This window comes from Rhizobium sp. A37_96, from assembly GCF_053521765.1.
In genome coordinates this window covers 192297-216460 of the sequence record NZ_JBNWDS010000002.1, presented here as the reverse complement: position 1 = coordinate 216460, position 24164 = coordinate 192297, and the positions used below count along the sequence as shown (strand labels likewise).

The 24164-nt window shown below is 62.9% G+C and carries 28 protein-coding genes; 18 read left to right on the top strand and 10 right to left on the bottom strand.

Translation table 11 applies throughout. The annotated features are described in order from the left end of the window. The first annotated feature begins 131 nt into the window (after nucleotides 1-131). The 3 genes from ACQZ6J_RS07465 (at nucleotide 132) to guaA (ending at nucleotide 2897) form a co-directional block, all read left to right on the top strand. Nucleotides 132-593, top strand: a complete 462-nt coding sequence (locus tag ACQZ6J_RS07465) for a PaaI family thioesterase (RefSeq protein WP_163984961.1) — start codon at nucleotides 132-134, stop codon at nucleotides 591-593. Then, nucleotides 590-1231, top strand: coding sequence for a 5'-methylthioadenosine/S-adenosylhomocysteine nucleosidase (locus ACQZ6J_RS07460; RefSeq protein WP_163984962.1), 642 nt, complete (start codon nucleotides 590-592; stop codon nucleotides 1229-1231). Before ACQZ6J_RS07465 ends, ACQZ6J_RS07460 begins: the two co-directional genes overlap by 4 nt. 103 nt (nucleotides 1232-1334) lie before the next feature. Beyond that, a complete protein-coding gene (gene guaA / locus ACQZ6J_RS07455) occupies nucleotides 1335-2897 on the top strand; it encodes a glutamine-hydrolyzing GMP synthase (protein WP_163984963.1) in 1563 nt (520 codons plus the stop codon). Nucleotides 2898-2989: 92 nt separating this feature from the next. Here the strand turns inward: guaA and ACQZ6J_RS07450 are convergent, their stop codons facing one another. After that, on the bottom strand, nucleotides 2990-3430 hold the full coding sequence (locus tag ACQZ6J_RS07450) for a lipid-binding SYLF domain-containing protein (protein ID WP_163984964.1): 441 nt from the start codon (nucleotides 3428-3430) through the stop codon (nucleotides 2990-2992). A gap of 262 nt (nucleotides 3431-3692) precedes the next feature. Between ACQZ6J_RS07450 and mug the strand changes: the two genes are divergently transcribed. Next, the gene (gene mug / locus ACQZ6J_RS07445) at nucleotides 3693-4247 is read left to right on the top strand and encodes a G/U mismatch-specific DNA glycosylase (RefSeq protein ID WP_449083092.1); all 555 of its coding nucleotides are present in this window, start codon (nucleotides 3693-3695) and stop codon (nucleotides 4245-4247) included. A gap of 28 nt (nucleotides 4248-4275) precedes the next feature. Here the strand turns inward: mug and ACQZ6J_RS07440 are convergent, their stop codons facing one another. Beyond that, the gene (locus tag ACQZ6J_RS07440) at nucleotides 4276-4830 is read right to left on the bottom strand and encodes an NADPH-dependent FMN reductase (protein WP_449083090.1); all 555 of its coding nucleotides are present in this window, start codon (nucleotides 4828-4830) and stop codon (nucleotides 4276-4278) included. 59 nt (nucleotides 4831-4889) lie between these two features. Between ACQZ6J_RS07440 and ACQZ6J_RS07435 the strand changes: the two genes are divergently transcribed. After that, entirely contained in the window at nucleotides 4890-5372 is a 483-nt protein-coding gene (locus ACQZ6J_RS07435; RefSeq protein ID WP_348643430.1) for a MarR family winged helix-turn-helix transcriptional regulator, read from the top strand. Between the two features lie 7 nt (nucleotides 5373-5379). On the opposite strand, the gene ACQZ6J_RS07430 is transcribed toward ACQZ6J_RS07435, so the two are convergent. After that, nucleotides 5380-5886: a hypothetical protein gene (locus ACQZ6J_RS07430; RefSeq protein ID WP_449083088.1), complete on the bottom strand. Its 507-nt coding sequence runs from the start codon at nucleotides 5884-5886 to the stop codon at nucleotides 5380-5382. Between the two features lie 83 nt (nucleotides 5887-5969). Between ACQZ6J_RS07430 and ACQZ6J_RS07425 the strand changes: the two genes are divergently transcribed. From ACQZ6J_RS07425 to ACQZ6J_RS07415, 3 genes are all read left to right on the top strand, one after another. Continuing rightward, nucleotides 5970-6584 (top strand): TetR/AcrR family transcriptional regulator, encoded by a 615-nt coding sequence (locus ACQZ6J_RS07425; protein WP_449083086.1) that lies wholly within the window; start codon nucleotides 5970-5972, stop codon nucleotides 6582-6584. Nucleotides 6585-6685: 101 nt separating this feature from the next. Continuing rightward, nucleotides 6686-7060 (top strand): DUF4180 domain-containing protein, encoded by a 375-nt coding sequence (locus ACQZ6J_RS07420; protein WP_449083084.1) that lies wholly within the window; start codon nucleotides 6686-6688, stop codon nucleotides 7058-7060. An 18-nt stretch (nucleotides 7061-7078) separates the two neighbouring features. Continuing rightward, complete coding sequence (locus ACQZ6J_RS07415) at nucleotides 7079-7630, top strand: GNAT family N-acetyltransferase (RefSeq protein ID WP_449083082.1); 552 nt, start codon at nucleotides 7079-7081, stop codon at nucleotides 7628-7630. 10 nt (nucleotides 7631-7640) lie between these two features. On the opposite strand, the gene ACQZ6J_RS07410 is transcribed toward ACQZ6J_RS07415, so the two are convergent. Beyond that, nucleotides 7641-8204 (bottom strand): methylated-DNA--[protein]-cysteine S-methyltransferase, encoded by a 564-nt coding sequence (locus tag ACQZ6J_RS07410; RefSeq protein ID WP_449083080.1) that lies wholly within the window; start codon nucleotides 8202-8204, stop codon nucleotides 7641-7643. Between the two features lie 504 nt (nucleotides 8205-8708). Here ACQZ6J_RS07410 and ACQZ6J_RS07405 point away from each other — a divergent pair. Further along, complete coding sequence (locus ACQZ6J_RS07405; protein WP_449083078.1) at nucleotides 8709-9332, top strand: 2'-5' RNA ligase family protein; 624 nt, start codon at nucleotides 8709-8711, stop codon at nucleotides 9330-9332. 9 nt (nucleotides 9333-9341) lie between these two features. Here the strand turns inward: ACQZ6J_RS07405 and ACQZ6J_RS07400 are convergent, their stop codons facing one another. Further along, nucleotides 9342-10979 (bottom strand): SulP family inorganic anion transporter, encoded by a 1638-nt coding sequence (locus ACQZ6J_RS07400; RefSeq protein WP_449083076.1) that lies wholly within the window; start codon nucleotides 10977-10979, stop codon nucleotides 9342-9344. An 89-nt stretch (nucleotides 10980-11068) separates the two neighbouring features. Next, nucleotides 11069-11950: a LysR family transcriptional regulator gene (locus ACQZ6J_RS07395; protein ID WP_163984975.1), complete on the bottom strand. Its 882-nt coding sequence runs from the start codon at nucleotides 11948-11950 to the stop codon at nucleotides 11069-11071. A 91-nt stretch (nucleotides 11951-12041) separates the two neighbouring features. Between ACQZ6J_RS07395 and ACQZ6J_RS07390 the strand changes: the two genes are divergently transcribed. The 3 genes from ACQZ6J_RS07390 to ACQZ6J_RS07380 all read left to right on the top strand — a co-directional run bounded on the left by ACQZ6J_RS07390 (nucleotide 12042) and on the right by ACQZ6J_RS07380 (nucleotide 15637). Beyond that, complete coding sequence (locus tag ACQZ6J_RS07390; RefSeq protein WP_449083074.1) at nucleotides 12042-13016, top strand: quinone oxidoreductase family protein; 975 nt, start codon at nucleotides 12042-12044, stop codon at nucleotides 13014-13016. A 258-nt stretch (nucleotides 13017-13274) separates the two neighbouring features. Beyond that, a complete protein-coding gene (locus tag ACQZ6J_RS07385) occupies nucleotides 13275-14456 on the top strand; it encodes an MFS transporter (protein WP_449083072.1) in 1182 nt (393 codons plus the stop codon). 119 nt (nucleotides 14457-14575) lie between these two features. Then, nucleotides 14576-15637, top strand: a complete 1062-nt coding sequence (locus ACQZ6J_RS07380) for a M14 family zinc carboxypeptidase (protein WP_449083070.1) — start codon at nucleotides 14576-14578, stop codon at nucleotides 15635-15637. Between the two features lie 291 nt (nucleotides 15638-15928). Here ACQZ6J_RS07380 and ACQZ6J_RS07375 read toward each other — a convergent pair whose 3' ends face one another. Further along, nucleotides 15929-16450: a MarR family winged helix-turn-helix transcriptional regulator gene (locus ACQZ6J_RS07375; RefSeq protein WP_449083068.1), complete on the bottom strand. Its 522-nt coding sequence runs from the start codon at nucleotides 16448-16450 to the stop codon at nucleotides 15929-15931. A 155-nt stretch (nucleotides 16451-16605) separates the two neighbouring features. Here ACQZ6J_RS07375 and ACQZ6J_RS07370 point away from each other — a divergent pair, with 155 nt between their 5' ends. The 5 genes from ACQZ6J_RS07370 (at nucleotide 16606) to ACQZ6J_RS07350 (ending at nucleotide 19531) form a co-directional block, all read left to right on the top strand. Beyond that, nucleotides 16606-16956, top strand: coding sequence for an ArsC family reductase (locus ACQZ6J_RS07370; protein ID WP_449083066.1), 351 nt, complete (start codon nucleotides 16606-16608; stop codon nucleotides 16954-16956). Nucleotides 16957-17005: 49 nt separating this feature from the next. Next, nucleotides 17006-17431 carry a putative toxin-antitoxin system toxin component, PIN family gene (locus ACQZ6J_RS07365; protein ID WP_449083064.1) on the top strand — a complete coding sequence of 142 codons (426 nt, stop codon included), beginning with the start codon at nucleotides 17006-17008 and terminating at the stop codon, nucleotides 17429-17431. A 1-nt stretch (nucleotide 17432) separates the two neighbouring features. Next, nucleotides 17433-17660, top strand: a complete 228-nt coding sequence (locus tag ACQZ6J_RS07360) for a toxin-antitoxin system HicB family antitoxin (RefSeq protein ID WP_163984982.1) — start codon at nucleotides 17433-17435, stop codon at nucleotides 17658-17660. Nucleotides 17661-17687: 27 nt separating this feature from the next. Further along, nucleotides 17688-18161, top strand: coding sequence for a Cys-tRNA(Pro) deacylase (gene ybaK / locus ACQZ6J_RS07355; protein ID WP_449083061.1), 474 nt, complete (start codon nucleotides 17688-17690; stop codon nucleotides 18159-18161). A 116-nt stretch (nucleotides 18162-18277) separates the two neighbouring features. Continuing rightward, a complete protein-coding gene (locus ACQZ6J_RS07350) occupies nucleotides 18278-19531 on the top strand; it encodes an aminopeptidase (protein WP_449083059.1) in 1254 nt (417 codons plus the stop codon). 75 nt (nucleotides 19532-19606) lie between these two features. On the opposite strand, the gene ACQZ6J_RS07345 is transcribed toward ACQZ6J_RS07350, so the two are convergent. Together ACQZ6J_RS07345 and xseA are read right to left on the bottom strand one after the other, a co-directional pair. Continuing rightward, nucleotides 19607-20197 (bottom strand): NAD(P)H-dependent oxidoreductase, encoded by a 591-nt coding sequence (locus tag ACQZ6J_RS07345; RefSeq protein ID WP_449083058.1) that lies wholly within the window; start codon nucleotides 20195-20197, stop codon nucleotides 19607-19609. After that, nucleotides 20197-21798, bottom strand: coding sequence for an exodeoxyribonuclease VII large subunit (gene xseA, locus ACQZ6J_RS07340; protein ID WP_449083056.1), 1602 nt, complete (start codon nucleotides 21796-21798; stop codon nucleotides 20197-20199). The genes ACQZ6J_RS07345 and xseA overlap by 1 nt, the downstream gene beginning before the upstream one ends. Before the next feature lie 238 nt (nucleotides 21799-22036). On the opposite strand from xseA, the gene ACQZ6J_RS07335 reads away from it, so the two are divergent. Beyond that, on the top strand, nucleotides 22037-22267 hold the full coding sequence (locus ACQZ6J_RS07335; protein WP_163984987.1) for a homogentisate export protein: 231 nt from the start codon (nucleotides 22037-22039) through the stop codon (nucleotides 22265-22267). 1 nt (nucleotide 22268) lies between these two features. On the opposite strand, the gene ACQZ6J_RS07330 is transcribed toward ACQZ6J_RS07335, so the two are convergent. Beyond that, on the bottom strand, nucleotides 22269-24107 hold the full coding sequence (locus ACQZ6J_RS07330) for a hypothetical protein (protein WP_449083054.1): 1839 nt from the start codon (nucleotides 24105-24107) through the stop codon (nucleotides 22269-22271). Nucleotides 24108-24164 lie beyond the last annotated feature (57 nt).

Here is a 24164-nt window from a genome sequence, read left to right as displayed (position 1 = left end):
GATAACATGGCACTGCCATTGAGGAAATTCGATGTCGGCAAACGAGGCCTCGGAGCATCGCCTTTTCCACCGGATAACCCTTGTCCAAAGCGCCTCTCCGTGCCAATTTCGCACCCGCAAAAGGGGATGGCATGACAGGGGCAAGCGAGACGGGGACCAGCGGCGATTTCAGGACCCGCATCAAGACGAGCTTCGACCGGCAGGCGGCGATGGCGACGATCGGCGCGGAGCTGACGCGCGTCGAGCATGGTACGGTCGAGATCGAGCTGCCGTTCGACGTGAAGCTGACGCAGCAGCATGGCATCCTGCACGCAGGCATCATCGCCGCGGCGCTGGATTCGGCCTGCGGGTTTGCCGCCTACAGCGTCATCGATCCCTCCGCATCCATCCTCACCATCGAATTCAAGATCAACCTGATGTCGCCGGGGCGCGGCGAACGCTTCCTGTTTCGCGGCGACGTCACCAAGCCCGGCACGACGATCATCGTCGCCGACGGCCGCGGCTACGCCATCGGCGACGGACCGGCCAAGCTGATTGCCTCGATGACGGGAACTATGATGGTCATCCGGGGCAGAGAGGGAATTAGCGGATGAAATTCGAACTGAAGCGCGTATCGGGCAAATCGATCCTGTTCGTGATGGCGGCCGAGGCCGAATACGGGCCTTTCCTGCGCTCGCGCATCGATCCGCTGATGACGGGCGTCGGCCCCGTGGAAGCATCGATCGCGCTCACCCGCGCCCTGGCCCACCTCGAAGCGCAGGACGACCTGCCCGATCTCGTGGTTTCGCTCGGCTCGGCAGGCTCTTCCAGGCTGGAGCAGACGGAAGTCTATCAGGTCACCTCCGTTTCCTATCGCGACATGGACGCCTCGCCGCTGGGCTTCGAAAGAGGCCGCACGCCCTTCCTCGACCTGCCGGCGACGATCGAGCTGCCACTGCGCATCCCCACCATCGCCGAGGGCAGCCTTTCGACGGGCGCCAACATCGTGTCCGGCTCGGATGCCTACGAGCGCATCGGCACCGACATGGTCGACATGGAAACCTTCGCGGTGCTGCGCGCCTGCCAGATCTACGGCCTGCCGCTCATCGGACTGCGCGGCATTTCCGACGGGCAGGTCGAACTGCAGCGCATTTCCGACTGGACGGAATATCTGCATGTGATCGACCGCAAACTGTCCTACGCCGTCGACGGGCTGTTTACGGCGCTGGAAGACGGCGTATTCTGGTTCTGATCGACCCGGAAGCACGAGAATCGAGGACAATCGGGACAATAAAATCGGCTCCGGCCTGATTTGCCCAATTGCCAGGGAAAGCGCTTTTCATTAAAGGCTCGCCATGACCCAGACAGCACATCCAGACACCGTTCTCATCGTCGATTTTGGCAGCCAGGTGACGCAGCTCATCGCACGCCGCGTGCGCGAAGCCGGCGTCTACTGCGAAATCGTTCCTTTCCAATCCGCCGAAGCCGGTTTCAAGCGGCTGCAGCCGAAGGCCGTGATCCTCTCCGGCAGCCCGGCCTCGACCGTGGACGAAGGCTCGCCGCGCGCGCCGCAGATCGTCTTCGACAGCGGCATCCCGGTGTTCGGCATCTGCTACGGCCAGCAGACGATGTGCATGCAGCTCGGCGGCAAGGTCGAGAGCGGCCATCACCGCGAATTCGGCCGCGCCTTCCTGGAAGTCGACAAGGATTGCGCCCTCTTCGAAGGGCTGTGGTCGAACGGTTCGCGCCATCAGGTGTGGATGAGCCACGGCGACCGCGTGACCGCGCTGCCCGAAGGCTTCGAAGTGGTCGCCACCTCCTCGAACGCGCCCTACGCCTTCATCGCCGACGAGAAGCGCAAATATTACGGCGTGCAGTTCCATCCGGAAGTCGTGCATACGCCCGATGGCGCCAAGCTGATCGGCAACTTCATTCACAACATCGCCGGGATCAAGGGCGACTGGTCGATGTCGGCCTATCGCGCCAAGGCCGTGCAGGCGATCCGCGACCAGGTCGGTGACAAGCGCGTCATCTGCGCGCTCTCCGGCGGCGTCGACTCTTCCGTCGCCGCGCTGCTGATCCACGAGGCCGTCGGCGACCAGCTGACCTGCATCCTCGTCGACCACGGCCTGATGCGCAAGGACGAGGCGGCCAACGTCGTCGCCATGTTCCGCGAGCACTACAACCTGCACCTGCTGCATGTGGACGCCTCGGACCGCTTCATCGGCGAGCTGGAGGGTGTTTCCGACCCCGAGACCAAGCGCAAGATCATCGGCCGGCTCTTCATCGAGACCTTCGAGGAAGAGGCCAAGAAGCTCGGCGGCGCCGACTTCCTCGGCCAGGGCACGCTCTATCCCGACGTGATCGAGAGCGTTTCCTTCACTGGCGGCCCCTCGGTCACCATCAAGTCGCACCACAATGTCGGCGGCCTGCCGGAGCGCATGAAGATGCAGCTCGTCGAGCCGCTGCGCGAACTCTTCAAGGACGAAGTGCGCGCGCTCGGCAAGGAGCTCGGCCTGCCCGACAGCTTCATCGGCCGCCACCCCTTCCCCGGCCCCGGCCTCGCGATCCGCTGCCCCGGCGGCATCACCCGCGAAAAGCTGGAGATCCTGCGCGAAGCCGACGCCATCTATCTCGACGAAATCCGCAAGGCAGGCCTCTACGACGCCATCTGGCAGGCATTCGCCGTATTGCTGCCGGTCCAGACCGTCGGCGTCATGGGCGACGGCCGCACCTACGAATTCGTGTGCGCACTACGCGCCGTCACTTCCGTCGATGGCATGACGGCGGATTTCTATCATTACGACATGGAATTCCTCGGCCGCGCCGCGACCCGCATCATCAACGAAGTCCGCGGCATCAACCGCGTGGTCTACGACGTCACGTCGAAGCCGCCCGGCACGATCGAGTGGGAATAAGGGCGAACCGCCCTTTCCGGACAGGAGAAGGGCCTGATCGCGAATTCCGCAAATCAGGCCCCTCAGGAAATTACGTCGGCGGAATTGCGCCCTTACTTCACCGTGACGCTCAAGCCGCTGATATCGGCATTGACCTGAAGACCGACCTGCTTGCCCGTGAGTTCGAGCTGGGCACCCTTGTCATTGGTCATGACAATCATCTGAGCACCCTTGCCAATCGCGCCGCCACCACCGGCAGCGCCGTATACGCCGCTGACATCCCGGGCGCGGCGAATATTGCGCACGGTACCGTGGAAGTATGTCTTGGAGGCTCCAAAGGCGAGACCGCCCGAGATGCCGCCGATCGAGATGGGATATTTGCGGCCATGGAAGGTCAGCGTGCCCTCGCCTCCGGAGCCGCCAACGAAGAAGGCCGCCTTGTAGACGGAGAAGCGGATCGTGCCGCTATCGGCATGCGCGGCGCCGGCAAAGCCAATTCCCGCGGCGGCGATGGCGGCAACCGCGACTGAACGAAATCCAGACGAAATCTTCATGATGATATATCCCTCAACAGCGCCGCTTCCCCAGCCGGCCGGGCACGACGTCACCGTCGTAACAAAGTCATATATAAACAATCTCGCACGCGATTAGTTCCAAAGCACGACAATAACAAAGTGTTGGAACAGGTCAAAATAATCGAGTGGCTTGAGGGCCCTTATCGGCTAACCTCTGCGCGGACAGCGCTACGCCGCGTCGGCTCTCGCCTCCGCTTCCGCCGGAAGTCTCCATATGCAAGATGATGCCAGAGCCGAAAGTATGGACGCCCAATGCGAAACGGCCGCACCGGCCGGTGGATTGTCCGAGATTCTTGCCCCTCGCCTCTCGGTGGTTTTCTGCGGATTGAATCCCGCGCTCACGGCACATCGGGACGGCCATAACTTCTCGAACCGCAGCAATCGCTTCTGGCGGGTACTGCATCTTGCCGGCTTCACCCCTCGCCTGCTGCGGGCGGAGGAAGAACGGGAGATGCTGCGATACGGCCTTGGCCTGACATCGGCCGTCTCCCGTCCGACGAAAAGTGCCAGCGAGCTGAAAAGGAGCGACTATATTGCCGCCGCCCCCGCGCTCGAAGACAAGATCCGAAGGCTTGCGCCAGGCCACCTGGCGTTTCTGGGCAAGGCGGCCTATGCGGCCATCAGCCTTCGGGCCGATATCGAATGGGGCAGGCAACCGGATGACTTTGCCGGCGCGTCGGTCTGGGTGCTACCGAACCCAAGCGGCCTCAACAGGGCTTTCGACCTGGCGAAACTGACCGAGCATTATCGCGAAATGAAGCTGGCGATCGATCGTGCGGCGGCCTCCACCGGATAGCCGGCATGCACAACGGACAAACTGCCGGTCAGCCGCGGCCCAATTCGCCGAATGCCTGTTCGAGCATCGGCCGTCCCTCGGCGAACTCCGTCTCGGGCTCCACCTCGCCGGCATTCGCCTCGATGCGGGCACGCGACAGGGTGAAGCCGGGCATGGTTTCGACCGGTTTCATCTTCAATCCGGTCAACACCTGATGAAGCTGGGCGGCGCATTTGTTGCCGCCATGGCCGCCATAGGTCACGATCATGGCCGGCTTGCCGGCCCACTCCCGATAGAGATGGTCAAGGGCATTCTTCAGCACGGCCGGATAGCCCCAATTATATTGCGGGCTGACGAAGACAATGGCGTCGCCGCTGGCGATCTTTTCGCTCCAGGCCTTGGTGAGACCGGTGTGATAGTCGCCCGTTGCCGGGATGCTCGGCTCGCCGTCCATCGGCAAGGGCCAGTCGCGGAGATCGACAATCTCGAACTCGGCCGGCAGCATCGCGCGGCCGACCGAGGTCACCCATTCGGCAACAGCGGGGCATATGCGGTTCGGCCTGACACTGCCGACGATGACGAGAATTCTGGATGGTACAGGCATGGCGTACTCTCTATTTGTGTGTATAATACACCTAAATCCAAAAGGCGGGATCTGTAAAGGTGCAAAATACACATATTCTCGATGAGCTGGCCGGAGGCCTGCTCGACATCGTCAATTTCCTGAACGCGCCGCAACGCGACGAAGCTCTTTTGCGCGCGGCGGGCGTGCAGCTCGACCGCGCCCTGTTTCCATTGCTCGCGAGGCTGGGGATGCAAGGACCGCTCGGCGTTGCCGAACTCTCCGAGCAGGTGGGACGCGATTATACGACGGTCAGCCGCCAGCTGGCGCGGCTGGAAAGCCTCGGGCTCGTCACCCGCAACGCCGACATCGAAGATCGGCGCCGATCGATCGCGGAGATTACCGACGAGGGCAGCATACGCTTCAGGGCGGTGCGCGCGGCACGCAGGCGGGCCTTGACCCAGGCGCTTGCCGACTGGACCGATGACGACCGGCAATCGCTCACGCGGCTCGTCCGCCGCTTCGCCGATGCGCTCGGCGAGCTGCCGCTGATGGAGGGCGATAGCGACCCTGGTTCGGCCTGAGGTCGCTTCATCCCGCCCGATCGGCCGATTGCGCGGCAACGCTCATGTAGCGCGACAGCAGATGCAGGTTGCGGCCGAGCGACATGCCAATGAAGCCGGCCCAGATCGCGGCCGCAAGCGGCGGGACGACGGGGGCTGAAAACCAGACGGCATGCATCGCCGCTGCGGCATGCAACAGGAATTCAAAGGCAAAGGATGCAAGGATGATGACCAGCATCATGATATCGCCGGGCAGCGAGAGCGATCTCTTCACCCTGTCGACCTCCAGCTTCCAGGCGCCGACATGCCGCCAGCCGATTGCCGCGCCGATACCGAGCCCGATGAGCGCGAAAAGCAGATCGAGCGAACTTGCCTCCGAGAAGAGCCCGTCAAAGCCGCGTGCGCCCAGAACCGCCATCAGGACCGGCATGACGGCCAGGCGTTCGACGCGGATCGTGCGCGGCCGGCAACGCGACACGCCGATCCATAACAGCAGCAGGAACAACGCATAGACATAGACGGGAATATGGGTCATCGCCGGAGCTCCGTGACGGCAGGATTGCGGGCGGGGAAGAAATAGCCGATAATCTTAACGACGTAAAGATTGGAGACGATCGATTGACCAGCAACGAGGCCGGCCCTCCCTCGCGCTACCATCACGGGGATTTACGCAACGCCTTGCTGGCGGCAGGCCGTGCCCTGCTCGAAGAGGGCGGACCGACGGCACTCAGCATGAGAGAGATCGCGCGCCGCGTCGGCGTTTCCGCGCCGGCCGCCTATCATCATTTTTCCGGGCTGGACGACATTGCCGTAGCACTTGCCGAGCGCGGCTTTGCCGAATTGGCGGAACGCCTCCAGGCCGCGCCCAGCAACGCCAAGGGCCAGCTGGCACCGGCAGGCATGGCCTATGTCGCCTTTGCCCGGGAAAATCCGGGGCTGTACCGCCTGATGTTCGGCGAGGGCTTCCATACCGCCTTCGCCGCCGACGACAGGATACGCTCGCTGCGCTCGGCCGCATACGAGGTTCTCAAAGCTGGACTTTCGAAGCGCCTGCCGCCCGACGAGATCGGCACGGCGGCGCTTTTTCTCTGGTCCTTGACCCATGGGCTGGCGCTGCTGATGATCGATGGCCAATTTGATCCGGGTGCGGACCCCGATGCATTGGTCGCCGCGGTTCTGCGGCTGTCCGGCAAAGGGCTTCCGACCTCCGCGGGTTCGAGGGATCATGCATAGCGGCTCTAGGATCGGCATGCCCCGCATGATAGCTATCCTCGGCCAACCGCACGGAATGGTGGCGCAAGCTTTCCTTTCAACAGAACGCAAAGTCGAAGAGCATGTACACAGTCAAAGATTTCTCCGGCCGAAAGGTCGTCATCGGCGATGACAGCGGCCCGATTCTGGCCAGCGAAAGGGACGTGAACGATTGGATCAGCGCGGCGTGGGATGCGGATGCCAAGCTTGTGGTCGTTCCGACATCGCGGCTGAACGAGGAATTTTTCCAGCTCTCGACCCGCATTGCCGGCGCAGTCATCCAGAAATTCGTCAACTATCGCTCTCAGCTCGTCATCCTCGGCGATATCTCGCAATGGGTCGCGGGCAGCAACGCATTGCGCGATTTCGTCTATGAATCGAACAAGGGGCGCGAGGTCTGGTTTCTGCCGGATATGGATGCTCTGGCTCAGCGCCTTCAGCCGACCGCCCAAAACTAGCTCCGAAGGTTTGACTTCATGGAACCAACGCTCTCGCCGCCGCGACTGGAAACAGAGCGGCTCATCCTGACCGGCCATACGCTTGATGACTTCGTACCGCTTGCCGGCATGTGGAGCGATCCGCTGGTCGTAAAGCATATTTTCGGCAACGTCGTCTCCACCTCCAGGGAATCGTGGATGCGGATGCTGTCCTATCACGGCCTTTGGCCGTTGCTCGGACATGGCTACTGGGCGGTGCGCGAGAAATCTTCCGGCCGATATGCCGGCGATCTCGGCTTTGCCGATTTTCATCGGGTCATGGAACCGCCGATCAAGGGCATTCCGGAAGCCGGCTGGGCGCTGGCGACATGGGCGCACGGCAAGGGCTTTGCCACCGAAGCGCTGGGAGCCGCCGTTGCCTGGCTCGACGATCAGCCGCGATTTGACCGCAGCGTCTGTCTCATCTCGCCCGGCAATACGGCTTCGATCCGCGTCGCCGAAAAGGCCGGCTATCGCGATCCGAAGCCGGTCCGTTTCAACGACAAGGACACGCTGCTGTTCTCGCGCGCCCGTCAGGCGCGGAAAGAATAGGGCGAGCAGCTTAAAACGCCAGCGACTGCTGTACCGGCTTCGGCGGCGCCAGCTGAACGCCTTCCAGCTCCAGCATGCGCGCCTTGGCGTTCGAGCCACCGGGCGCGGAAAAGCCGCCGATCTTGCCGCCGGCCGCCAGCACGCGATGGCAGGGGATAATCAACGCCACCGGATTTTTGGCCATGGCCTGCCCGACATCGCGGGCGGCTTCCGGCCCGGCGCCGAGCTGCTTGGCCAAGCTTCCATAGGTGGTGGTATGGCCCCAGCCGACCTGCCGGGCGGCATCGTAGATCTGCCTGAAGAACGCATCCTGCTCGCCGAGATCGAGCGTGACGCCGGAAAAGTCGATCTCCTCGCCCGCGAAATAACGCTTCACCTGGGCGATCACCTCTGCGACCGCCGGGGTCGGCGTGCCGGGCTGCGCATCCGGCAGCCGGCGCAGAAGCAGGCGCTCGGTCGCTGCCGCATCCTTGGTCGGCAATTGAAAGCGCAGGATGCCGACATCGCTCCAGGCGATGCCGCAGAAACCGCCGGCGGTTTCGAAGATCGAATAATTCTGCCTTGTCTCGTTCATAACGAAAGCTCCCGTGTTTCCACTTGTCATGAAAATCGTCCCGGAGAGCGTCGAATTCAACCCGATTCTTGCGAGGATCGAGTTGCCACCGTCTTTGCCACAACGAAATCCCGCAAAGACGGTGGCGAGCACGTCTATCAATACCCGCCGCCGGACGGAGGAGAACTCTGCGTCATGCCGCTGCCGGAACTGCCGCCACCGGACGTGGAACAAGACGCGACCCCAAGGCCGATAAGAGCGAGAACAACGGCCGAAAAGAAAATTTTGGCACACATGGATGGTCATTCCTTTTTGAGAGAGAACGGCTACGAAACCCCGGCCTAGGATGAACAGATCAGGCCGGACTTTTATTCGGTCGCTCTTTTCAAAATGAGGATTGCCGGTCGCAGCCGCGCTCAGCCGCCATTTGTTCTTGTTTTGTTCTTGATCTGACTGCTGTCTCGTCGTATGATTTCTGGATCGGGAAAATGGAAGGAGGCAGAGCGGGCAAGCTTTGAGCGATCCATGAAGAACAGCGGACAACTTTCACTCAATCTTGGAAACGGATCGCGCAGCCGGACGCCGCCGCCTCCGGGGCAAGAACCCGCCAATGGACTCTATTTTGCCATCCTGCCCGACCAGGAGACTGCCGCGCGCAGTTTTGAACTCGCCGGAACGTTTCACCGCCAATACGGCTTTTCAACGAAGCCGCGGCGCAAGGATCTATTGCATATCACCCTCTATCAAATGCAAATCGATCCGGCGCGCGAATTGCCGGAGGACGTGGCGTTTGCGGCAATGGAAGCAGCGTCGACGATCAGAAAGCGATCGTTTCCAGTCCTGTTCGATCGGGCTGTGAGCTTCGGCAATAGAGACAATCGGCCGCTTGTCTTGTGGAACAAGGATGGAAACGCGGAGCTGAAAGCGCTTCATCGCGAACTGGATGAAGCCGTGGAACTGACAGGCTTCAAGAGAGGGCGCGAAAAGCTGGTCGAGCCGCATATGACGCTGCTTTATCGCGGGCACGTCATTCCGGATATCTTGCTTGAGGAACCCGTTTCTTGGACCGCCAGGGATTTCGTGCTGATCAATAGCCTCTACGGCAAGGCAACTCACGATCACCTTTGCTATTGGACGCTGCACGACTGAACGGGGCGCTCAAACCTTTGGCTGATCGCCCGCCATCACCGCCGCAACGGCGTCATCGACGCTGAAGCTGCAGCGGCCGTTGACGTCGGCAATGCCGGCGACCGTCATGAGATCGCGGACGCGGTCATGCACACGGGCAAACTGGACGCGCAGGCCCGTGCGCTGCATGGCGCCATCGAATTCCGTCAGGGCGTCCATCGCCGTGCTGTCGATGTCGGAGCTTTCTTCCAGGCTGAGGATGACGGCCCGCAGCCCGGCTTCGCTGCGGCTGTCCGAAAGTATCTCGCCGAAGATCGTATCGGCATTGCCGAAGAACAGGGTTTCGCCGGGACGCCAGATGGCGATGCCCGGTATCTCGGAGGCATTGTCGTGTCTGGCGATATCGACGAAGTCATGGCTGTTATCCAGCCGGCCCAGACGGGCGACATGCGGCGAGGCCAGGCGATGCATCATGGCGGCGAGCGAGAGCGCGATTGCCAGCAGCATGCCGTTGAGGACGCCGAAGGCCAGCACGCCGGCAGCGGCGCCCAGCGCCACGTAGAAATCGCGATGCAGGCGGCGCAAACGCAGGATCGGGCTGGGATCGAGCGCATGCGTAAGGGCCGCGATAACAACGGCTGCCAGCACCGGTTCCGGCAGAAGCGCGACGAGCGGCCCGGCGCAGGCAATCAGGATGGCAAGGCCGACAGCGGCAAAGACGGTGGTGGCCCGCGTCTTCGCCCCGGCCGCCTCGCTGGCGAAACCGGCAGAAAAACCCGCGCCGACCGGCATGCCCTGAACGACGGCACTCGCTATATTGGCGGCACCGAGCGCGCCGAGCTCGCGATTGACCTCCAGCGTCTCGCCGTAACGCAGCGCCAGAGCCCGCATCGTTCCCCAGGATTCGGCAAAGAGGATGAGCACGAGCGGCACGGTGAACTGCACGAGCCGCGAATAGGACGTCCAGTCGGCATCCGGCAGCGACGGCCACTGCGGCAGGATCTCGATAGGTCCGACCAGCTTCACCCCATGGCTTTCAAGGCCGAACAGATAGGAGGATAGGATGCCGGCGGCGAGCACGAGGAAGGCGCCGGGAACACCCGGCTGTCGCTTCAGCAGCAGCAATGCCGCCAGCGCGACGACACCAACGGCGACGCTGATCGGATTCCATTGCAGGACGGCACCGAACAGCGCGGCCGCATAGGTCAGGATGTTCGAGCCCTGCACCGGCACGCCGACGAGGATCGGAAGCTGATGCAGGATGATGGTGATCGCCAACCCGAAGGCGAAGCCGCGCAGCACGGGCCGCGAAATGAAGCCGGTGATGCCGCCAAGGCGCAATGCGCCGGCGACGACGAAGAGAATGCCGGCAAGCGCCACGGCTACCGTGGCAAGTCCCGCCTTGACGGTGGCGTCGCCCGGCACCACCGCCAAGGTGGCGGCAAGAATGGCGGCCGACGAGGATGTGGGAGAGACGATGGCGAAGCGGCTGCGCCCGAATATGGCATAGACCAGACATCCGGCGATGCCGGCGAGAATGGCCCGATGCGGCGGCAGACCTGCAATCCCTGCGTAAGCGACCGCTTCCGGCAACATCAGCCCGGCAACCGATATGCCCGCGACAAGATCCGCCTTGTCCACCACGAACCAACTGCCCAGCTTCGTCATCGATCACCGACCGTAAGGATCGCCCATCCGCCTATGGATAGAGATTCGCCGCCTGGCTGCAACAGGAAAATTCTGATCGGAATCTGGCCTTACGCGGCCGCGTCAGCGCCATCGCGCAGCGGGCAGCTTCGCCCGATGACGTCGGTGACGAAGTCCATCACCGCCCGGATGGCCGGCGAGCGGCGCAGATCCGGATAGGTGACGAGCCAGAGGTCGCGCGTGGGCGACGGGATCGCCACGGGCAGGCGCGTCAGACCCGCCTCGCGATTGCCCAGAAAGGCCGGAAGCGCCACGACGCCGAGGCCGGCGCGCGCGGCCTCGAGCTGGCCGAATACGTCGGTGGCGCGAAAGACGATCGGCCGGCCGTCGAGGAGGCTGCGCAGCCAGGTCTGCTGCGTCAGATGCTCCATTGCCGTGTCGTAACCGATGAAAGCCCAATCCTTCTCGGGCATTTGCGCCACGGACGGTATGGCATAGAGGCCAAAGCGCATGACCCCGATGCGCCGTACCAGCAGATCGCTCTCTTCCGGCCGCGTCATGCGCACGGCAATGTCGGCCTCGCCGTAATTGAGCGCGGCCCGGCGGGTGACGCCTGCAATGGTGAGGGTGATATCCGGATGCTCCGCGCGGAACAGGGCGGCTTTCTGGGCGAGAAGATGGGCGGCGATCGAGGGCGGCGCGCTGACCTTGACGGCAGCCGAAAGGCCGGCGACGGCGCTCTTCGAATAGCGCCTGATCGCCTCGACATTCTCCTCCATCCCCGTCACCAGTTCGGCAATGGCGCGGCCGTCCGCCGTCAAAGGCGAGGTGCGCGGCCGCCGGTCGATGAGGCGCAGGTCGAGCGACCGCTCCAGCGCGGCAATGCGCCGGCCGACCGTTGCGTGGTCGACGCCCAGCTCCCGCGCCGCCGCCGAAAGCGAGCCGGTTCGTGCCAGGGTGGCGAAATGAAGAAGGTCCTGCCAATCGATCATCGGTGCATTATTGCACAGATACGGTGAGTTCATACCGAATTTATTCAAATCGGCGTTTATGGTCAAAGGTCTCCTGAAAGGAGACTTCCGCATGCCCCTAGCGATTGCCATTACCGGCCCCGGTGGACCCGAGGCCATGAAAGCCGTCGATCTCCCAGCCACAGAACCAGGCTCCGGCCAAGCCCGGATCCGCCAAAGCATATCCGGCGTCAACTTCGTCGATATCTACGTCCGTTCCGGGCTCTATCCGCTGCCGCCGGGCCAGAGTGTGCTCGGTTTCGAGGGCGCCGGCGTCATCGAGGCGGTCGGCCCCGACGTCGAAGGGCTGAAAGCCGGTGACCGTGTCGCCTATATCGGCCACCCGCTCGGCAGCTACGCCGAGGTGCGCACGATGCCGGCCGCCCGTCTTGTGAAATTACCCGACGACGTCAGCGAGCGGGTTGCCGGCAGCACGATGCTGCGCGGGCTGACAGCCCATATGGTGCTGCAAAAGGTCTATCCCGTAAAAGCCGGCGAATGGGTGCTGGTCCACGCAGGAGCCGGCGGCCTCGGCCAGCTCGTCACGCGCCTTGCCAAGCGGCTCGGCGCGAACGTCATCGCCACGGTCGGTTCCGAAGCCAAGGCCGGTTTTGCCTACGAGGCCGGAGCCGATGTGGTTCTCCTGCATACATCCGAGGATTGGGTGGAGGAAGCGCGCCGCATTGCCGATGGCCGCGGCGTCCATCTCGCCGTCGACGGGATCGGCGGCACGATGCTGTCGCAGACGCTTGCCTCCGTCCGCCCCTTCGGCATGGTGGCAAGCGTCGGCCAGGCCGCCGGTCCTATCCCGCCGATCCAGATCGAGGAGCTGACCGCGCCCCGCGCCATCGGCTTGGCGCGACCGAGCATATTGACCTACGCGAACGATCCTGAACTTTATCGTCAAGGCACGACGGCGCTGATGGCGGCGCTGCAGGCCGGACTGGTCAACCCGATCGGCGCCGAATACGAGCTCAAGGATGCGGCCCGCGCCCACGCCGATCTCGAGGCCGGGCGCACGACGGCCAGTGTCATCCTCACGATGTGAGGCGTTTCGGGCGGGGCCGGCAAACCGGCCCTGCTCCCGCGATGCGGGATTTTCAGAGGCACGCATAATCAATTCATCCCGTCAATGGCTTTTGCTGCAAGGCAGCAATTCGTTGACCATGCCTGCCCTTGCCTGATACCGATTATCCGTGGCGACGCACGGCCGCTGGGCCGCCGCCGTCATGGCTATCCGATACAAACCCCGTCCTTCGTGGCAAACAGCATGGACACCGTTGCCGGTGCCCGCAGGCGATATCCCGTGAACACTGCCTCCCAGACCATCCGCTCCACCTCGACGCTATCCCTCCTGTCGATCGTCGCACTGACATTTTTCGGCTATATCGCCATCGGCCTTCCGCTCGCGGTGCTGCCGACCTATGTCGATAGCGGCCTCGGCTTCGGCGTCATCTGGGCCGGCATCGCCGTCAGCACGCAATATGTCGCGACCATCGTCAGCCGCGCGCAAGTCGGGCGGCTCTGCGATCAATACGGGCCACGCCGCTCGGTCTTGCTCGGGTTCCTTGCCTACGGGCTTTCCGGCGTCCTGACGCTCGCCTCCACGTTCACGGTCCATGTCCCGACGGCGAGCCTTGCGCTGCTGCTTGCCGGCCGGCTGGCGCTCGGCATCGGCGAAAGCTGGGTGAGCACGGCGGCGATCACCTGGGCGATCGGCCTGATGGGATCGCGCGAGACGGTTCGCATCATCTCCTGGAACGGCATCGCCACCTACGGCGGCATCGCGCTCGCCGCACCCTTCGGCGCCTGGCTGCAGGGGCAATACGGCTTCTTCGCCATCGGCGTCGTCACCATCGTCCTTGCCGTCGCCGGCTTCATGCTGGCGCAGACGCGGCCGCCCGTACCCGGCGTCAAGGAAAAGGGCATCGGCACCGGCCAGGTGCTGAGCCGTGTCGCGCCGTTCGGCATCGCGCTCGCGCTTGCCTCCAGCGGCTTCGGCGTGGTCATGGCTTTCGTCGCCCTGTTCTTCCATAGCCGCAACTGGGATGGCGCCTCTTTCGCCCTTAGTGCTTTCGGCCTCGCCTTCATGGGCGTGCGCCTCGGCCTTGCACAGGCAGTCGCCCGCTTCGGCGGCCTGCCGCTGGTGCGAATTTCCCTCGTCGTCGAGATCATCGGGCTGGCGGCTCTTGCCGTCGCGCCCTCCCCGACCGTCGCCATCATCGGCGCGGCGCTTGCCGGCGCCGGCTTTGCGCCTGTCTTCCCGGCGCTCGGCAACGAAGCCATGGAACGCATCCCGCCGCAGAACCGCGGCGTCGCGCTCGGGCTCTATTCAATCTTCCTCGATGTATCGCTCGGCAGCACCGGCCCGATCGCAGGCCTTTTTGCCGATCATCTCGGTTATGCCGCGCCCTTCTCCTTCGGCGTCGGCGCGGTGCTGCTCGGCCTGATCCTGAGCTTCTGCCTGCGCAGGAACCGCAGCCTCTGACAGGCATTTCGACCCACTCTCTCCGACCCAAATCTGGTCGGATCGTGACAAACGGTTGCGGCATGCGGGCAACGCTTGATATGGGTCTGCGATCATTATCGGCAGCAGGAGGCCCGCACATGAACGTCACCGAAATCGTTATAGAGGGCGATACTCCGGGGATTGCCTGGCGGCTGCCAATCCTGCATTTCGCCGGCAACAGGGCCGATGCGCCCAAGGTCTATATTCAGGCCGCCCTGCATGCCGGCGAGCTTCCGGGCACGGCCCTGGTGCATTTCCTTTGCGAGCGGCTTCGCAAAGCGGAAGCTGCCGGGACTATCTCGAGCGATATCGTCGTCGTGCCGCATGCCAATCCGATCGGCGCGGCGCAATCGCACTTTGGCGAGATGCAGGGCCGCTTCGACCTGGGCTCGCGCACCAATTTCAACCGCGATTTCCCGCTGATCTCGTTGCGCGACCGCGATCATCTGATCGAGAATCTCGAACGCTACCCTGCGGTCGACAGGCTGAAGCGGCAGCTGATCCACATGGCGCTCGGCGCCGATCTGGTGATCGATCTCCACTGCGACGACGAATCCCTGCAATATGCCTATATCGACGAGGCCTTCTGGCCCGAGGCATCGGACCTCGCCGCAGCGCTTAAGATGGATGCCGTGCTGTTGTCGGACGGCGAAAGCTCCGCCTTCGAGGAAGCCGTCAGCTTCGCCTGGAAATACGAAGTGCCTGGAGAAAAGAAGGCACAGCTGCCGGGCAAACTTTCGGTGACGGTCGAATTGCGCGGCACCCGCGATGTCTATCCGGAAATGGCAAAGGACGATGCCGAAGGCCTCTGGCGCTTCCTGGCGGCGCGCGGCGCGGTGCAGGACGACAGCGTCGCACTCGGCGCCTTTGCCGGGCCGGCAGTGCCGCTCGACAATGTAGAGATGATCCGCGCTCCGCAGGCCGGAACCGTGCTTTTCCATCGCAATATCGGCGAGCGCGTCGAAGCGGGCGATCTGCTGGCGACCATCATCACAGCCCCAGGCATGCCGGACGGGACCATCGATGTGCGCGCACCGCAGGCGGGCCTGATCGTGACCCGCGTTTCGGACCGGCTGGTGCGCCGTCGGGGCGACCTGATGAAGATCGGCTCGGAAAAGCCAAGCTCGGTCGTTCGCAAGCCGGGCACGCTGGAAGACTAAGCCGCCCTACCGGCCGTCAATCACCTTACATCGTATGGCAAAGGCGATGACGGCCGCTTCCCGCAGGAGCGTACCGAGACGGCGAACAAGATGTTGCGCGCCCATAAGGGCCGCGAGGACGACGTCCGTTAGCCGGGTAATTTTTGAACGATTTTCCATCACGATCATGCCTCCGATCGAATTGATGCAGGCGATGTTCAGATCATCGAAGGAAGCAATCACACGTCCTTCAAAATATATGCATGCATAGTGCATATATTTTGAAGGCCTGTCAAGACCGTGTTCCCGAGGCTATGTCAGGAAGGTGATGGGGCAGCGATCCTGGTCGCAAACGCCCTGATCGCAAACGCGACAGACCACATCCTGATCGTCGCCGAGATCGACCAGGGCCGGCAACAGCTTCTCGACCAGGCGACCTAGCTGCTCCGCCTCTTCAGGCTTCAAGGCTTTGAACGCCCGGCCGATGACGGCGCGGCGGGCGGCAAGGCTACGATCGAAAAGCACACGACCGCTCTCGGTCAATTGCAGCGATCGGGCGCGCTTGTCCCCTTCGACGCCGCCGGCGCGCAACACGAGATCGGACGCCACCAACTGGTCGACAAGGCGCACGGTGGCGGAATGGGAGAGCGCGATCATCCGGCGCAGGGTCTCGATGGTCAGGCCGGGCTCGGTGCCGATTTGAACGATGGCAGCAATGGCGCTCGGCCCAAGGCCGGTTTCGTCGGCAAAAGCCTTTTCCATCTTGTCCACCAGAGCGAGGCTCATGGCGCCAAAGAGATTTTCCAGCCGTAAAGTTTCCCTGTCTGTCGTCATGCTCTGCCCGCCATGAATATGCATGCTGCATATTTACAGGATTGTCGGTGGCAACCGCAATGGATGATGAAGAGAACCGCTTCACCATACCTCCGGCTTTCGCTGGGCTTTGTTCGCATGCTATGCGCTATCAGACAGCAAGAGACGGATTCGACATGACGATCACCATTTACGGCATCAAGAACTGCGACACGATGAAGAAGGCGCGCACCTGGCTCGAAGGTCACGGCATCGCCTATGATTTCCATGACTACAAGGCTGTCGGCATCGACAGGGATCATCTGCAGCGCTGGACGAAGGAAGCGGGCTGGGAAGTCGTCCTCAACCGCGCCGGCACGACCTTCAAGGCCCTGCCGGAAGCGGATCGCACCGATCTGACGCAGGACAAGGCCATTGCCTTGATGCTGGCGCAACCTTCGATGATCAAGCGTCCGGTTCTGGAAGCCGACGGAAAACTGCTTGTTGGATTCAAGCCGGATATTTATGCGGGCTTCTTCGAGGCTTAAATGGCCGCCGCATCTTTGAAAGTGATAGCGTATACGCTATCACTTTCGCATGAAGGTCGTCATTGACACGAACATCCTCGTTTCCGCGATCATGAACGCCGACGGTGCACCACGACAGGTCATCCGCCTCTGTCTTGAAGAGCGCCTGGTTCCACTGGTCAGCAATGCTTTGTTTACCGAATACGAGGACGTTTGCGGAAGGGATGCCCTTTTCGATAGTCGGTTCATCTCGAAAGAAGAGCGCATCGTGCTCCTCGATGCATTTCTTTCAAGCTGCCTGTGGATTCCCATATATTACCTATGGCGCCCAAACTTGCGCGACGAGGGAGACAATCATTTGATCGAACTCGCGGTTGGTGGCGGCGCTTCGGCATTGATAACCGCAAACAAGAAAGATTTCGCCCAAGCGGAATTGCTGTTTCCGCGGCTGGAAATTCAGACAGCAGGTGAGTTCCTTATTCGGAGGAAGATTTGACATGAGCACGCTGACAATTCGCCTTCCAAACGATCAGCACGAACGGCTGAAGGCTCTTGCTGCTTCTCGCGGGACAAGCCTCAACAAGCTTTTCGAAGAGCTGACCACAAAAGCACTCACGGAGTTCGATGCCGAGACACGGTTTCGGCTCAGAGCGGCCAAGGGCGACAAAACTCGTGGCCTGGAAATTCTCGAAAAGCTCGATCGCGCTCATTCCGAGCACCGATAAAGTCGTACGCCTGGAAATATTGCTGCCATGTCAAAAACCACCCGCGCGACGCAAGTGCTGACCCAGGCGAAGGTCGCCTTCACCGTCCATACCTACGACTACGATCCGACCGCCGAGCGTGTCGGCCTGCAGGCGGCGGAAGCGCTGGGCGAGGAGCCGCATCGCGTGCTGAAGACGCTGATGGCGGAAGTGGACGGCAAGCCGGTTTGCGCCGTCGTCCCCTCCAATCACGAGGTCAGCATGAAAAAGCTCGCGGCGGCCTTCGGCGGCAAGTCGGCTGCCATGATGAAACCCGCCGATGCCGAGCGCCTGACGGGCTATCATGTCGGCGGCATCAGCCCCTTCGGCCAGAAAAAGCTGGTGCCGACCGCGATCGAGGCGCAGGCGATGACCGAGGCCTATGTCTACATCAACGGCGGTCAGCGCGGTCTGCAGGTGAGGCTCAGCCCACAGGATGCCTTGACCGCGCTCAAGGCCAAGGCCGCGCCGCTGATTGCCTGACGATCGCTCGACGATCACTTGACGATCTCCGGGATCGGACAAAGCGCCTTCAATTTCGCCGCAAAGCGGTCTAAGTCTTCAAACCATCTTTCGATAGCAAGCACGCAGGTTTCGCCATGACATCAGCCTCCCCCAACCATCACCCCGTCGATCACACCAAGCTGGAGAAGCTCGCGGAAGTGGCCGTAAAGGTCGGGTTGCAGCTTCAGGAAGGCCAGGATCTGCTCGTGACGGCGCCTGTCGCGGCAATGCCGCTGGTGCGGCTGATCACCCGCGAGGCCTATAAGGCCGGCGCCGGGCTCGTCTCCACCTTCTATTCCGACGAAGAGACGACGCTTGCTCGCTATGAATATGGTCAGGATGCAAGCTTCGACCGCGCCGCGAACTGGCTCTACGAGGGTATGGCCAAGGCTTTCTCCAACAATACGGCGCGGCTCGCCATTGCCGGCGACAACCCGATGCTGCTCTCCAATCAGGATCCGGCCAAGGTAGCCCGCGCCAATCGCGCCAATTCGGCCGCCTACAAGCCGGCGCTGGAAAAGATCTCGAATTTCGACACCAATTGGAACATCGTCTCCTATCCGAACCCCTCCTGGGCGAAGCTGGTCTTCCCGAACGACCCGGAAGCCATCGCGGTTGCCAAGCTCGCCAAGGCGATCTTCTCGGCCTCGCGCGTCGATGTCGAAGATCCGATCGCCGCATGGGCGGAACACAATGCCAATCTGCGCAAGCGTTCGGCCTGGATGAACGGCCAGCGCTTTGCCGCCCTGCATTTCCAGGGACCGGGCACCGACCTGACGGTCGGTCTCGCCGATGGCCATGAATGGCACGGCGGCGCCTCGACGGCCAAGAACGGCATCACCTGCAACCCGAATATCCCGACGGAAGAGGTCTTTACCACGCCGCATGCGCTGCGCGTCGAGGGCCATGTCTCTTCCACCAAGCCGCTGTCGCATCAGGGCACGCTGATCGACAATATCCAGGTGCGCTTCGAAGGCGGCCGGATCGTCGAGGCCAAGGCGACGCGCGGCGAGGAAGTGCTGAACAAGGTGCTCGACACCGACGAAGGCGCACGCCGGCTCGGCGAAGTGGCGCTGGTGCCGCATTCCTCGCCGATCTCGGCGAGCGGCATCCTGTTCTACAACACGCTGTTCGATGAAAACGCCTCATGCCACATCGCGCTCGGGCAGTGCTATTCGAAGTGCTTCATCGATGGCGCCAAGCTCAGCCAGGAGCAGATCAAGGCGCAGGGCGGCAATTCCAGCCTGATTCATATCGACTGGATGATCGGCTCCGACAAGGTGGATATCGACGGCATCAATGCCGACGGCTCACGCGTGCCCGTCATGCGCAAGGGCGAATGGGCGTAACCAGGTCCAGACATTCAAATGCGAACGCGCCGCGGCACTCCTGCCGCGGCATCTTTTTTGGCAAGAATCGCAGGATCAGATCGTCGCCAGGGCTTTCCTGACGCGGGCAAGATGCGCCTTGCGGCCGGCTTCGGTGACGCGATCCATGTCATGCAGCGCCAGCATGCGGAAACTCAGCCGCTTGGCGCAAAAGGCGGCGATGCCGCGCTTCAACAGGCGGCGCACAGGATTGCCCATATAGAAGTGCACGATCCACCAGGGCGAGCCGGTCGTCGTCAGCGCCCAGAACAGGCGGATGTTTGTGAGCCGCGGCACGATGCGGCCGCCGGCCGGGTCATGGGTGAAAGCGACCCCGGGCGCGAAGGCGCGATCGAAGAAACCCTTGAGAATGGCCGGAAAATTGAACCACCATTGCGGAAAGACCAGGATCAGGCCTTCGGCCGTGCGCAACCGCGTCACGATGTCGTCGACGCCTGCGGTATCATAAGTCTGGTCGAAGTAACTGCGCCGCTCGGCTTCCGAGAGACTGGGATTGAAACCTTCGCGGTAGAGATCGAGCAGATCGACCTCATGGCCGCCGGCAACAAGCGTCTCCCGCGCAACCTTTGCTACAGAAGCAGCAAAGCTATCCTCCAGCGGATGGGCCAGGACCAGCAGGATGCGCATCAGAAGAGGCTTCCCTGTTTCGGCGGAGCGGCAGGTTCGGCCGGCTTGGTGGCGCGCTTCTTCGAAGGCGGCGCGGTCGGCGACGGCGTTGCCTCGCTCTCGCCGGTGACTGCGCCGATGCGCCCATCCGCGAACTCGATCGAGATGGCGGCGCCGGTTGAAAGCGCTGCCGCCAGCGAAACCGGGCGGTCATCCTCATCCCGCACGACCGCGTATCCGCGCTTCAGAACGTTCTTGTAGGAGAGCGATTGCAGGATGCGCTCCTGCGCCACGAGCTCGCTGCGCGCGCGCGTCAATTGATGGCGGATGGCGGTATCGGTGCGCTGCACGAGATTGCCAAGACGGTCGCGGGCGCGGCCCGTCTGCGCTTCGAGGCGCGACGGCAGCGTGGCGAAGACGGCATCGGCGCGTTCGATGCGGGCGCGCGAACGGTCGAGCATGCGCTCGATGGTCCGCTCGGCGCGGGTCATCCGCTCACCCAGCTGCTGGCGGCGCTCCGCAATGCGGTTCGACAGGATATCCGGCCGCAGCTGCGTGGCCATGCGTTCGAAGGAACGGCGCTTGTTAAGCGTGTTCAGCTCCAGCCCCCGGCCGAGGCCGGCGGCGGCCTCGTCGAAGCGACGGCGCGGCAGGGCCAGAATCTGGTCGAGCGATGGCAGGGCGCGCAACAGTGCGCGCACAGCTTGCCGGCGCTGATCCATCTGCCTGCTCACCCCACCCTGCAGCCGGGCGGCAAGGCTTGCGAGCTGGGCTTCCAACTCGGCCTTGACCGGCACGGCCATTTCTGCCGCCCCGGTTGGGGTCGGCGCGCGTACGTCTGCCGCATAATCGATCAAGGTCCAGTCGGTCTCGTGCCCCACGGCCGAAATCAGCGGGATCCCGCTGGCCGCGGCAGCACGGACGACAGCCTCGTCGTTGAAGCTCCAGAGGTCCTCAAGACTGCCGCCACCGCGCGCCACGATCAGTACATCGGGGCGCGGGATCGGCCCATCGGGCGCAAATTCGTTGAAGCCGCGGATGGCGTTCGCCACCTCGTCGCCGGAGCCCTCTCCCTGCACCTTCACCGGCCAGACCAGAACATGTACGGGGAAACGATCGGAGATGCGGTGCAGGATATCGCGGATGACGGCACCGGTCGGCGACGTGACCACACCGATCACCTTCGGCATGAAGGGAAGCCTGCGCTTGCGCTCGGGATCGAAAAGACCCTCGGCGCCGAGCTTGCGCTTGCGCTCCTCCAGCAGCGCCATCAAGGCACCCGCGCCGGCCGGCTCCAGGGTCTCGATGACGATCTGATATTTCGAGGAGCCCGGGAAGGTCGTCACCTTGCCCGTCGCGATCACTTCCATCCCCTCCTCAGGGCGGAATTTCAGCTTGGAGAAGGTGCCTTTCCAGATCACCGCATCGATGCGGGACCTGTCGTCCTTCAGCGAAAAATAGGCGTGGCCCGAGGAATGCGGTCCGCGATAGCCGGAGATTTCCCCGCGCACGCGCACCTGGTCGAACGCGTTCTCGACCGTGCGCTTGATCGACCCGGACAATTCCGAGACGGAATATTCCGTCAGGTTCGACGGCGAATCACTCTCAAAAAAGCTGCTCATGGCTTCTTTCTAGCCCATGTCGCGGAAAATGCGGAGCCTAGCGCACAACCCCTCAAACCGGAATCGCTCGAAAAAAGGATTGTACGCAGATTTAAAGTGCTGCCGCGTCATTGCCCATAGCGAAGGCCGCGCGGTGCGGCCGCGCTTCATCAAGCGTTAACCCTGTCGGCAAAGCCTTTTTTAGCCATCCACGCGTAAATCTGTGCAAACTGGATTTTGGTAAAGAGGACATGGAGCGATGATATTCGCGACCGCCACGATCATCGGAATTGCCGCCGGCCTGCAGCGCTCGACGATCGGCGCGTTGCTGGGCGTGGCGCTGATGAGCATCGCCTTCATGGCGGCGGTGGCGATATCAATCGTTCCTCCGCCGCTGGTGACGCTCTTCGTCGCCCTCGGCGGCTACAATCTCGGCTTCATCGGCTACCTCATCACGGCCGATATGGTGGGGCATCGCCGCCGCGCCTAGCTCAATCCTGCGGCTTGAAGCGGAAGAACTGAACATCCGAACTGGCCGAGGCTGGAATGGGCTGCAGATAGGCCGGCACATGGCCCGCGCCAAGTTGGGCATAGAGCCCCTTGGGCGCCCGCTCGGCCAGCATTCCCACCTGCGGATCGCCCTTGCAGAAGGCGAGCAGGGTTACCTTCGCCTCGCGCAAGAGCGCTTCCGCCTGTTGCGGCTCCGCAAGAGCAATATGCAGTTCGGCGAGCATCCCGGCCTGATCGCGATGATAAGGCCCGGAAAGAGCGCGATGCGGCGTGAAGCGCAGAAGCGGCGCACCCATGTTGGAAGCTGACACGATCACGCCGGGCTCCAGGCCGGAGATAGGCGCAAGCGCCGCCTTCGAGGCGCAATCAGCAGTCTCCTCGGCCTTGGCGGGCGTCGCGACGGCCAGGCCATTACCAAGTCCCTTGCTGGCAAGCGCGCCGCCGACTGCCCACACGGCCGGAACGGAAACCAGCATCGTCAGCACATAGAGCAAGGCGGAGCGCAGGCTCCCGGTATCGGCCATATAGTTCCGGCGCAATTCAGCGATCAACTGCGCCAATGGCAGGATTGCCAGCAGATTGGCGAATTCCGCGCCACGTACCTGCACGAGCGTAATCGCCCAGTTGATCCCGATCACGGCCATCAGCAGCGCATACAGGCTCGCGCGATCGCGGCGCAGGATGCGAACCGCACAGACGATCAGGGCCAGAAGGCCCGTGGCATAGAAAGCGCCGAGCGTATCGGGCTCGGTGCGGGCGATCGAGAAGATCGGCTGTGCTTCGGTCACCCTGCTCAGCCAGAGGTCCACCAGCATCGGATCCAGATCGGCGAGCGGATTGCGCAGGCATTGCGGCGCGAGCGCCACGATCGTCGCGAAAACGAACGCGCCATTGGCCGCCAGTACGGCAATCCGCCACGGGCGGGACAGGCGGCTGGCAAAGAGCGCCGACAGTAGAAGCCCGATGCAGCCGGCGCTGGTGATGCCGTAGAAGCCGAGCGAAAGATTGTCGCAAGTGACCGTGGAATAGAGACGCGGCGGCACGAGCGAGAAAAAGGCCGCGCTGACGGCAATCGTCAACGTCAGGGCAAAGGCCTTTGCAGCGGGGGCGAAGACCTCGGCTTTCCAGGCCCACAAGCAGGATACCGCCATGCAGGTGACAGCGACGAAGGGCGTCGTCTCCGCACCGATGCCAAGCTGGACGGCAAGCGCGACGGCGGCGATGGCGAAATTGCGCGGCCGATAGGTTTCATCGACCAGCATGGCGGCCGTGAGGGCGACGAGGCCGAGCTGGACATTGTCGTGATCGATGGATCCCGGCACGAAGCGCGACGAGATCAGGATGAAGAGCGCCGTCAGGATCAGCGAAAAATGCATGCCTTCCGTACCGGCGATGCGCCGACCCGCAAGGCCCATGAAGAACAGCAGCGGCAGGATGAGCAAGAGCGGCCAGACGGTGAGCGCCGCCGCTTCGGCCCCTTCGGGTGAGAAGAACATCCGGAAGAAGAGGATGAGGCTCGCAATCGGCAGATCGATGAAGCGCGACCAGTGCATCAGCGTTCCGCCTTCGAGGCCGAGGCGGTATTGCATCATGTCGAACCAGCCCTGACCGGCGAGGAAATCGCGCACCTCGACGAGACGCATCGTATCGTCGTTGTCGGGGCCGACATAGTCCGTAAAGTGGCGATGAATGACGAGCTGCGCGACGATGACGACGACGGCATAGATGAGCGCGACCCAGGCGGGATGTGACCAGCGCAGCGGCGCCTTCCTGTCTGCCGCTCCGGCTGCCTCGGGCGGCATTGCCAAGCTCTGCGCCATGTCGATGAACCCCATGTTGGAAGCATATTCGGGCGATACGCTAGCGGCTGCCCATCA

Bases quoted from the DNA above. Each gene is read 5' to 3' on its own strand.
- ACQZ6J_RS07465 (WP_163984961.1), top strand. From the start codon at position 132: ATGACAGGGGCAAGCGAGACGGGGACCAGCGGCGATTTCAGGACCCGC.
- ACQZ6J_RS07460 (WP_163984962.1), top strand. From the start codon at position 590: ATGAAATTCGAACTGAAGCGCGTATCGGGCAAATCGATCCTGTTCGTG.
- guaA (WP_163984963.1), top strand. From the start codon at position 1,335: ATGACCCAGACAGCACATCCAGACACCGTTCTCATCGTCGATTTTGGC.
- ACQZ6J_RS07450 (WP_163984964.1), bottom strand. From the start codon at position 3,430: ATGAAGATTTCGTCTGGATTTCGTTCAGTCGCGGTTGCCGCCATCGCC.
- mug (WP_449083092.1), top strand. From the start codon at position 3,693: ATGGACGCCCAATGCGAAACGGCCGCACCGGCCGGTGGATTGTCCGAG.
- ACQZ6J_RS07440 (WP_449083090.1), bottom strand. From the start codon at position 4,830: ATGCCTGTACCATCCAGAATTCTCGTCATCGTCGGCAGTGTCAGGCCG.
- ACQZ6J_RS07430 (WP_449083088.1), bottom strand. From the start codon at position 5,886: ATGACCCATATTCCCGTCTATGTCTATGCGTTGTTCCTGCTGCTGTTA.
- ACQZ6J_RS07420 (WP_449083084.1), top strand. From the start codon at position 6,686: ATGTACACAGTCAAAGATTTCTCCGGCCGAAAGGTCGTCATCGGCGAT.
- ACQZ6J_RS07415 (WP_449083082.1), top strand. From the start codon at position 7,079: ATGGAACCAACGCTCTCGCCGCCGCGACTGGAAACAGAGCGGCTCATC.
- ACQZ6J_RS07410 (WP_449083080.1), bottom strand. From the start codon at position 8,204: ATGAACGAGACAAGGCAGAATTATTCGATCTTCGAAACCGCCGGCGGT.
- ACQZ6J_RS07405 (WP_449083078.1), top strand. From the start codon at position 8,709: ATGAAGAACAGCGGACAACTTTCACTCAATCTTGGAAACGGATCGCGC.
- ACQZ6J_RS07400 (WP_449083076.1), bottom strand. From the start codon at position 10,979: ATGACGAAGCTGGGCAGTTGGTTCGTGGTGGACAAGGCGGATCTTGTC.
- ACQZ6J_RS07395 (WP_163984975.1), bottom strand. From the start codon at position 11,950: ATGATCGATTGGCAGGACCTTCTTCATTTCGCCACCCTGGCACGAACC.
- ACQZ6J_RS07390 (WP_449083074.1), top strand. From the start codon at position 12,042: ATGCCCCTAGCGATTGCCATTACCGGCCCCGGTGGACCCGAGGCCATG.
- ACQZ6J_RS07380 (WP_449083070.1), top strand. From the start codon at position 14,576: ATGAACGTCACCGAAATCGTTATAGAGGGCGATACTCCGGGGATTGCC.
- ACQZ6J_RS07375 (WP_449083068.1), bottom strand. From the start codon at position 16,450: ATGACGACAGACAGGGAAACTTTACGGCTGGAAAATCTCTTTGGCGCC.
- ACQZ6J_RS07370 (WP_449083066.1), top strand. From the start codon at position 16,606: ATGACGATCACCATTTACGGCATCAAGAACTGCGACACGATGAAGAAG.
- ACQZ6J_RS07365 (WP_449083064.1), top strand. From the start codon at position 17,006: ATGAAGGTCGTCATTGACACGAACATCCTCGTTTCCGCGATCATGAAC.
- ACQZ6J_RS07360 (WP_163984982.1), top strand. From the start codon at position 17,433: ATGAGCACGCTGACAATTCGCCTTCCAAACGATCAGCACGAACGGCTG.
- ybaK (WP_449083061.1), top strand. From the start codon at position 17,688: ATGTCAAAAACCACCCGCGCGACGCAAGTGCTGACCCAGGCGAAGGTC.
- ACQZ6J_RS07350 (WP_449083059.1), top strand. From the start codon at position 18,278: ATGACATCAGCCTCCCCCAACCATCACCCCGTCGATCACACCAAGCTG.
- ACQZ6J_RS07345 (WP_449083058.1), bottom strand. From the start codon at position 20,197: ATGCGCATCCTGCTGGTCCTGGCCCATCCGCTGGAGGATAGCTTTGCT.
- xseA (WP_449083056.1), bottom strand. From the start codon at position 21,798: ATGAGCAGCTTTTTTGAGAGTGATTCGCCGTCGAACCTGACGGAATAT.
- ACQZ6J_RS07335 (WP_163984987.1), top strand. From the start codon at position 22,037: ATGATATTCGCGACCGCCACGATCATCGGAATTGCCGCCGGCCTGCAG.
- ACQZ6J_RS07330 (WP_449083054.1), bottom strand. From the start codon at position 24,107: ATGGCGCAGAGCTTGGCAATGCCGCCCGAGGCAGCCGGAGCGGCAGAC.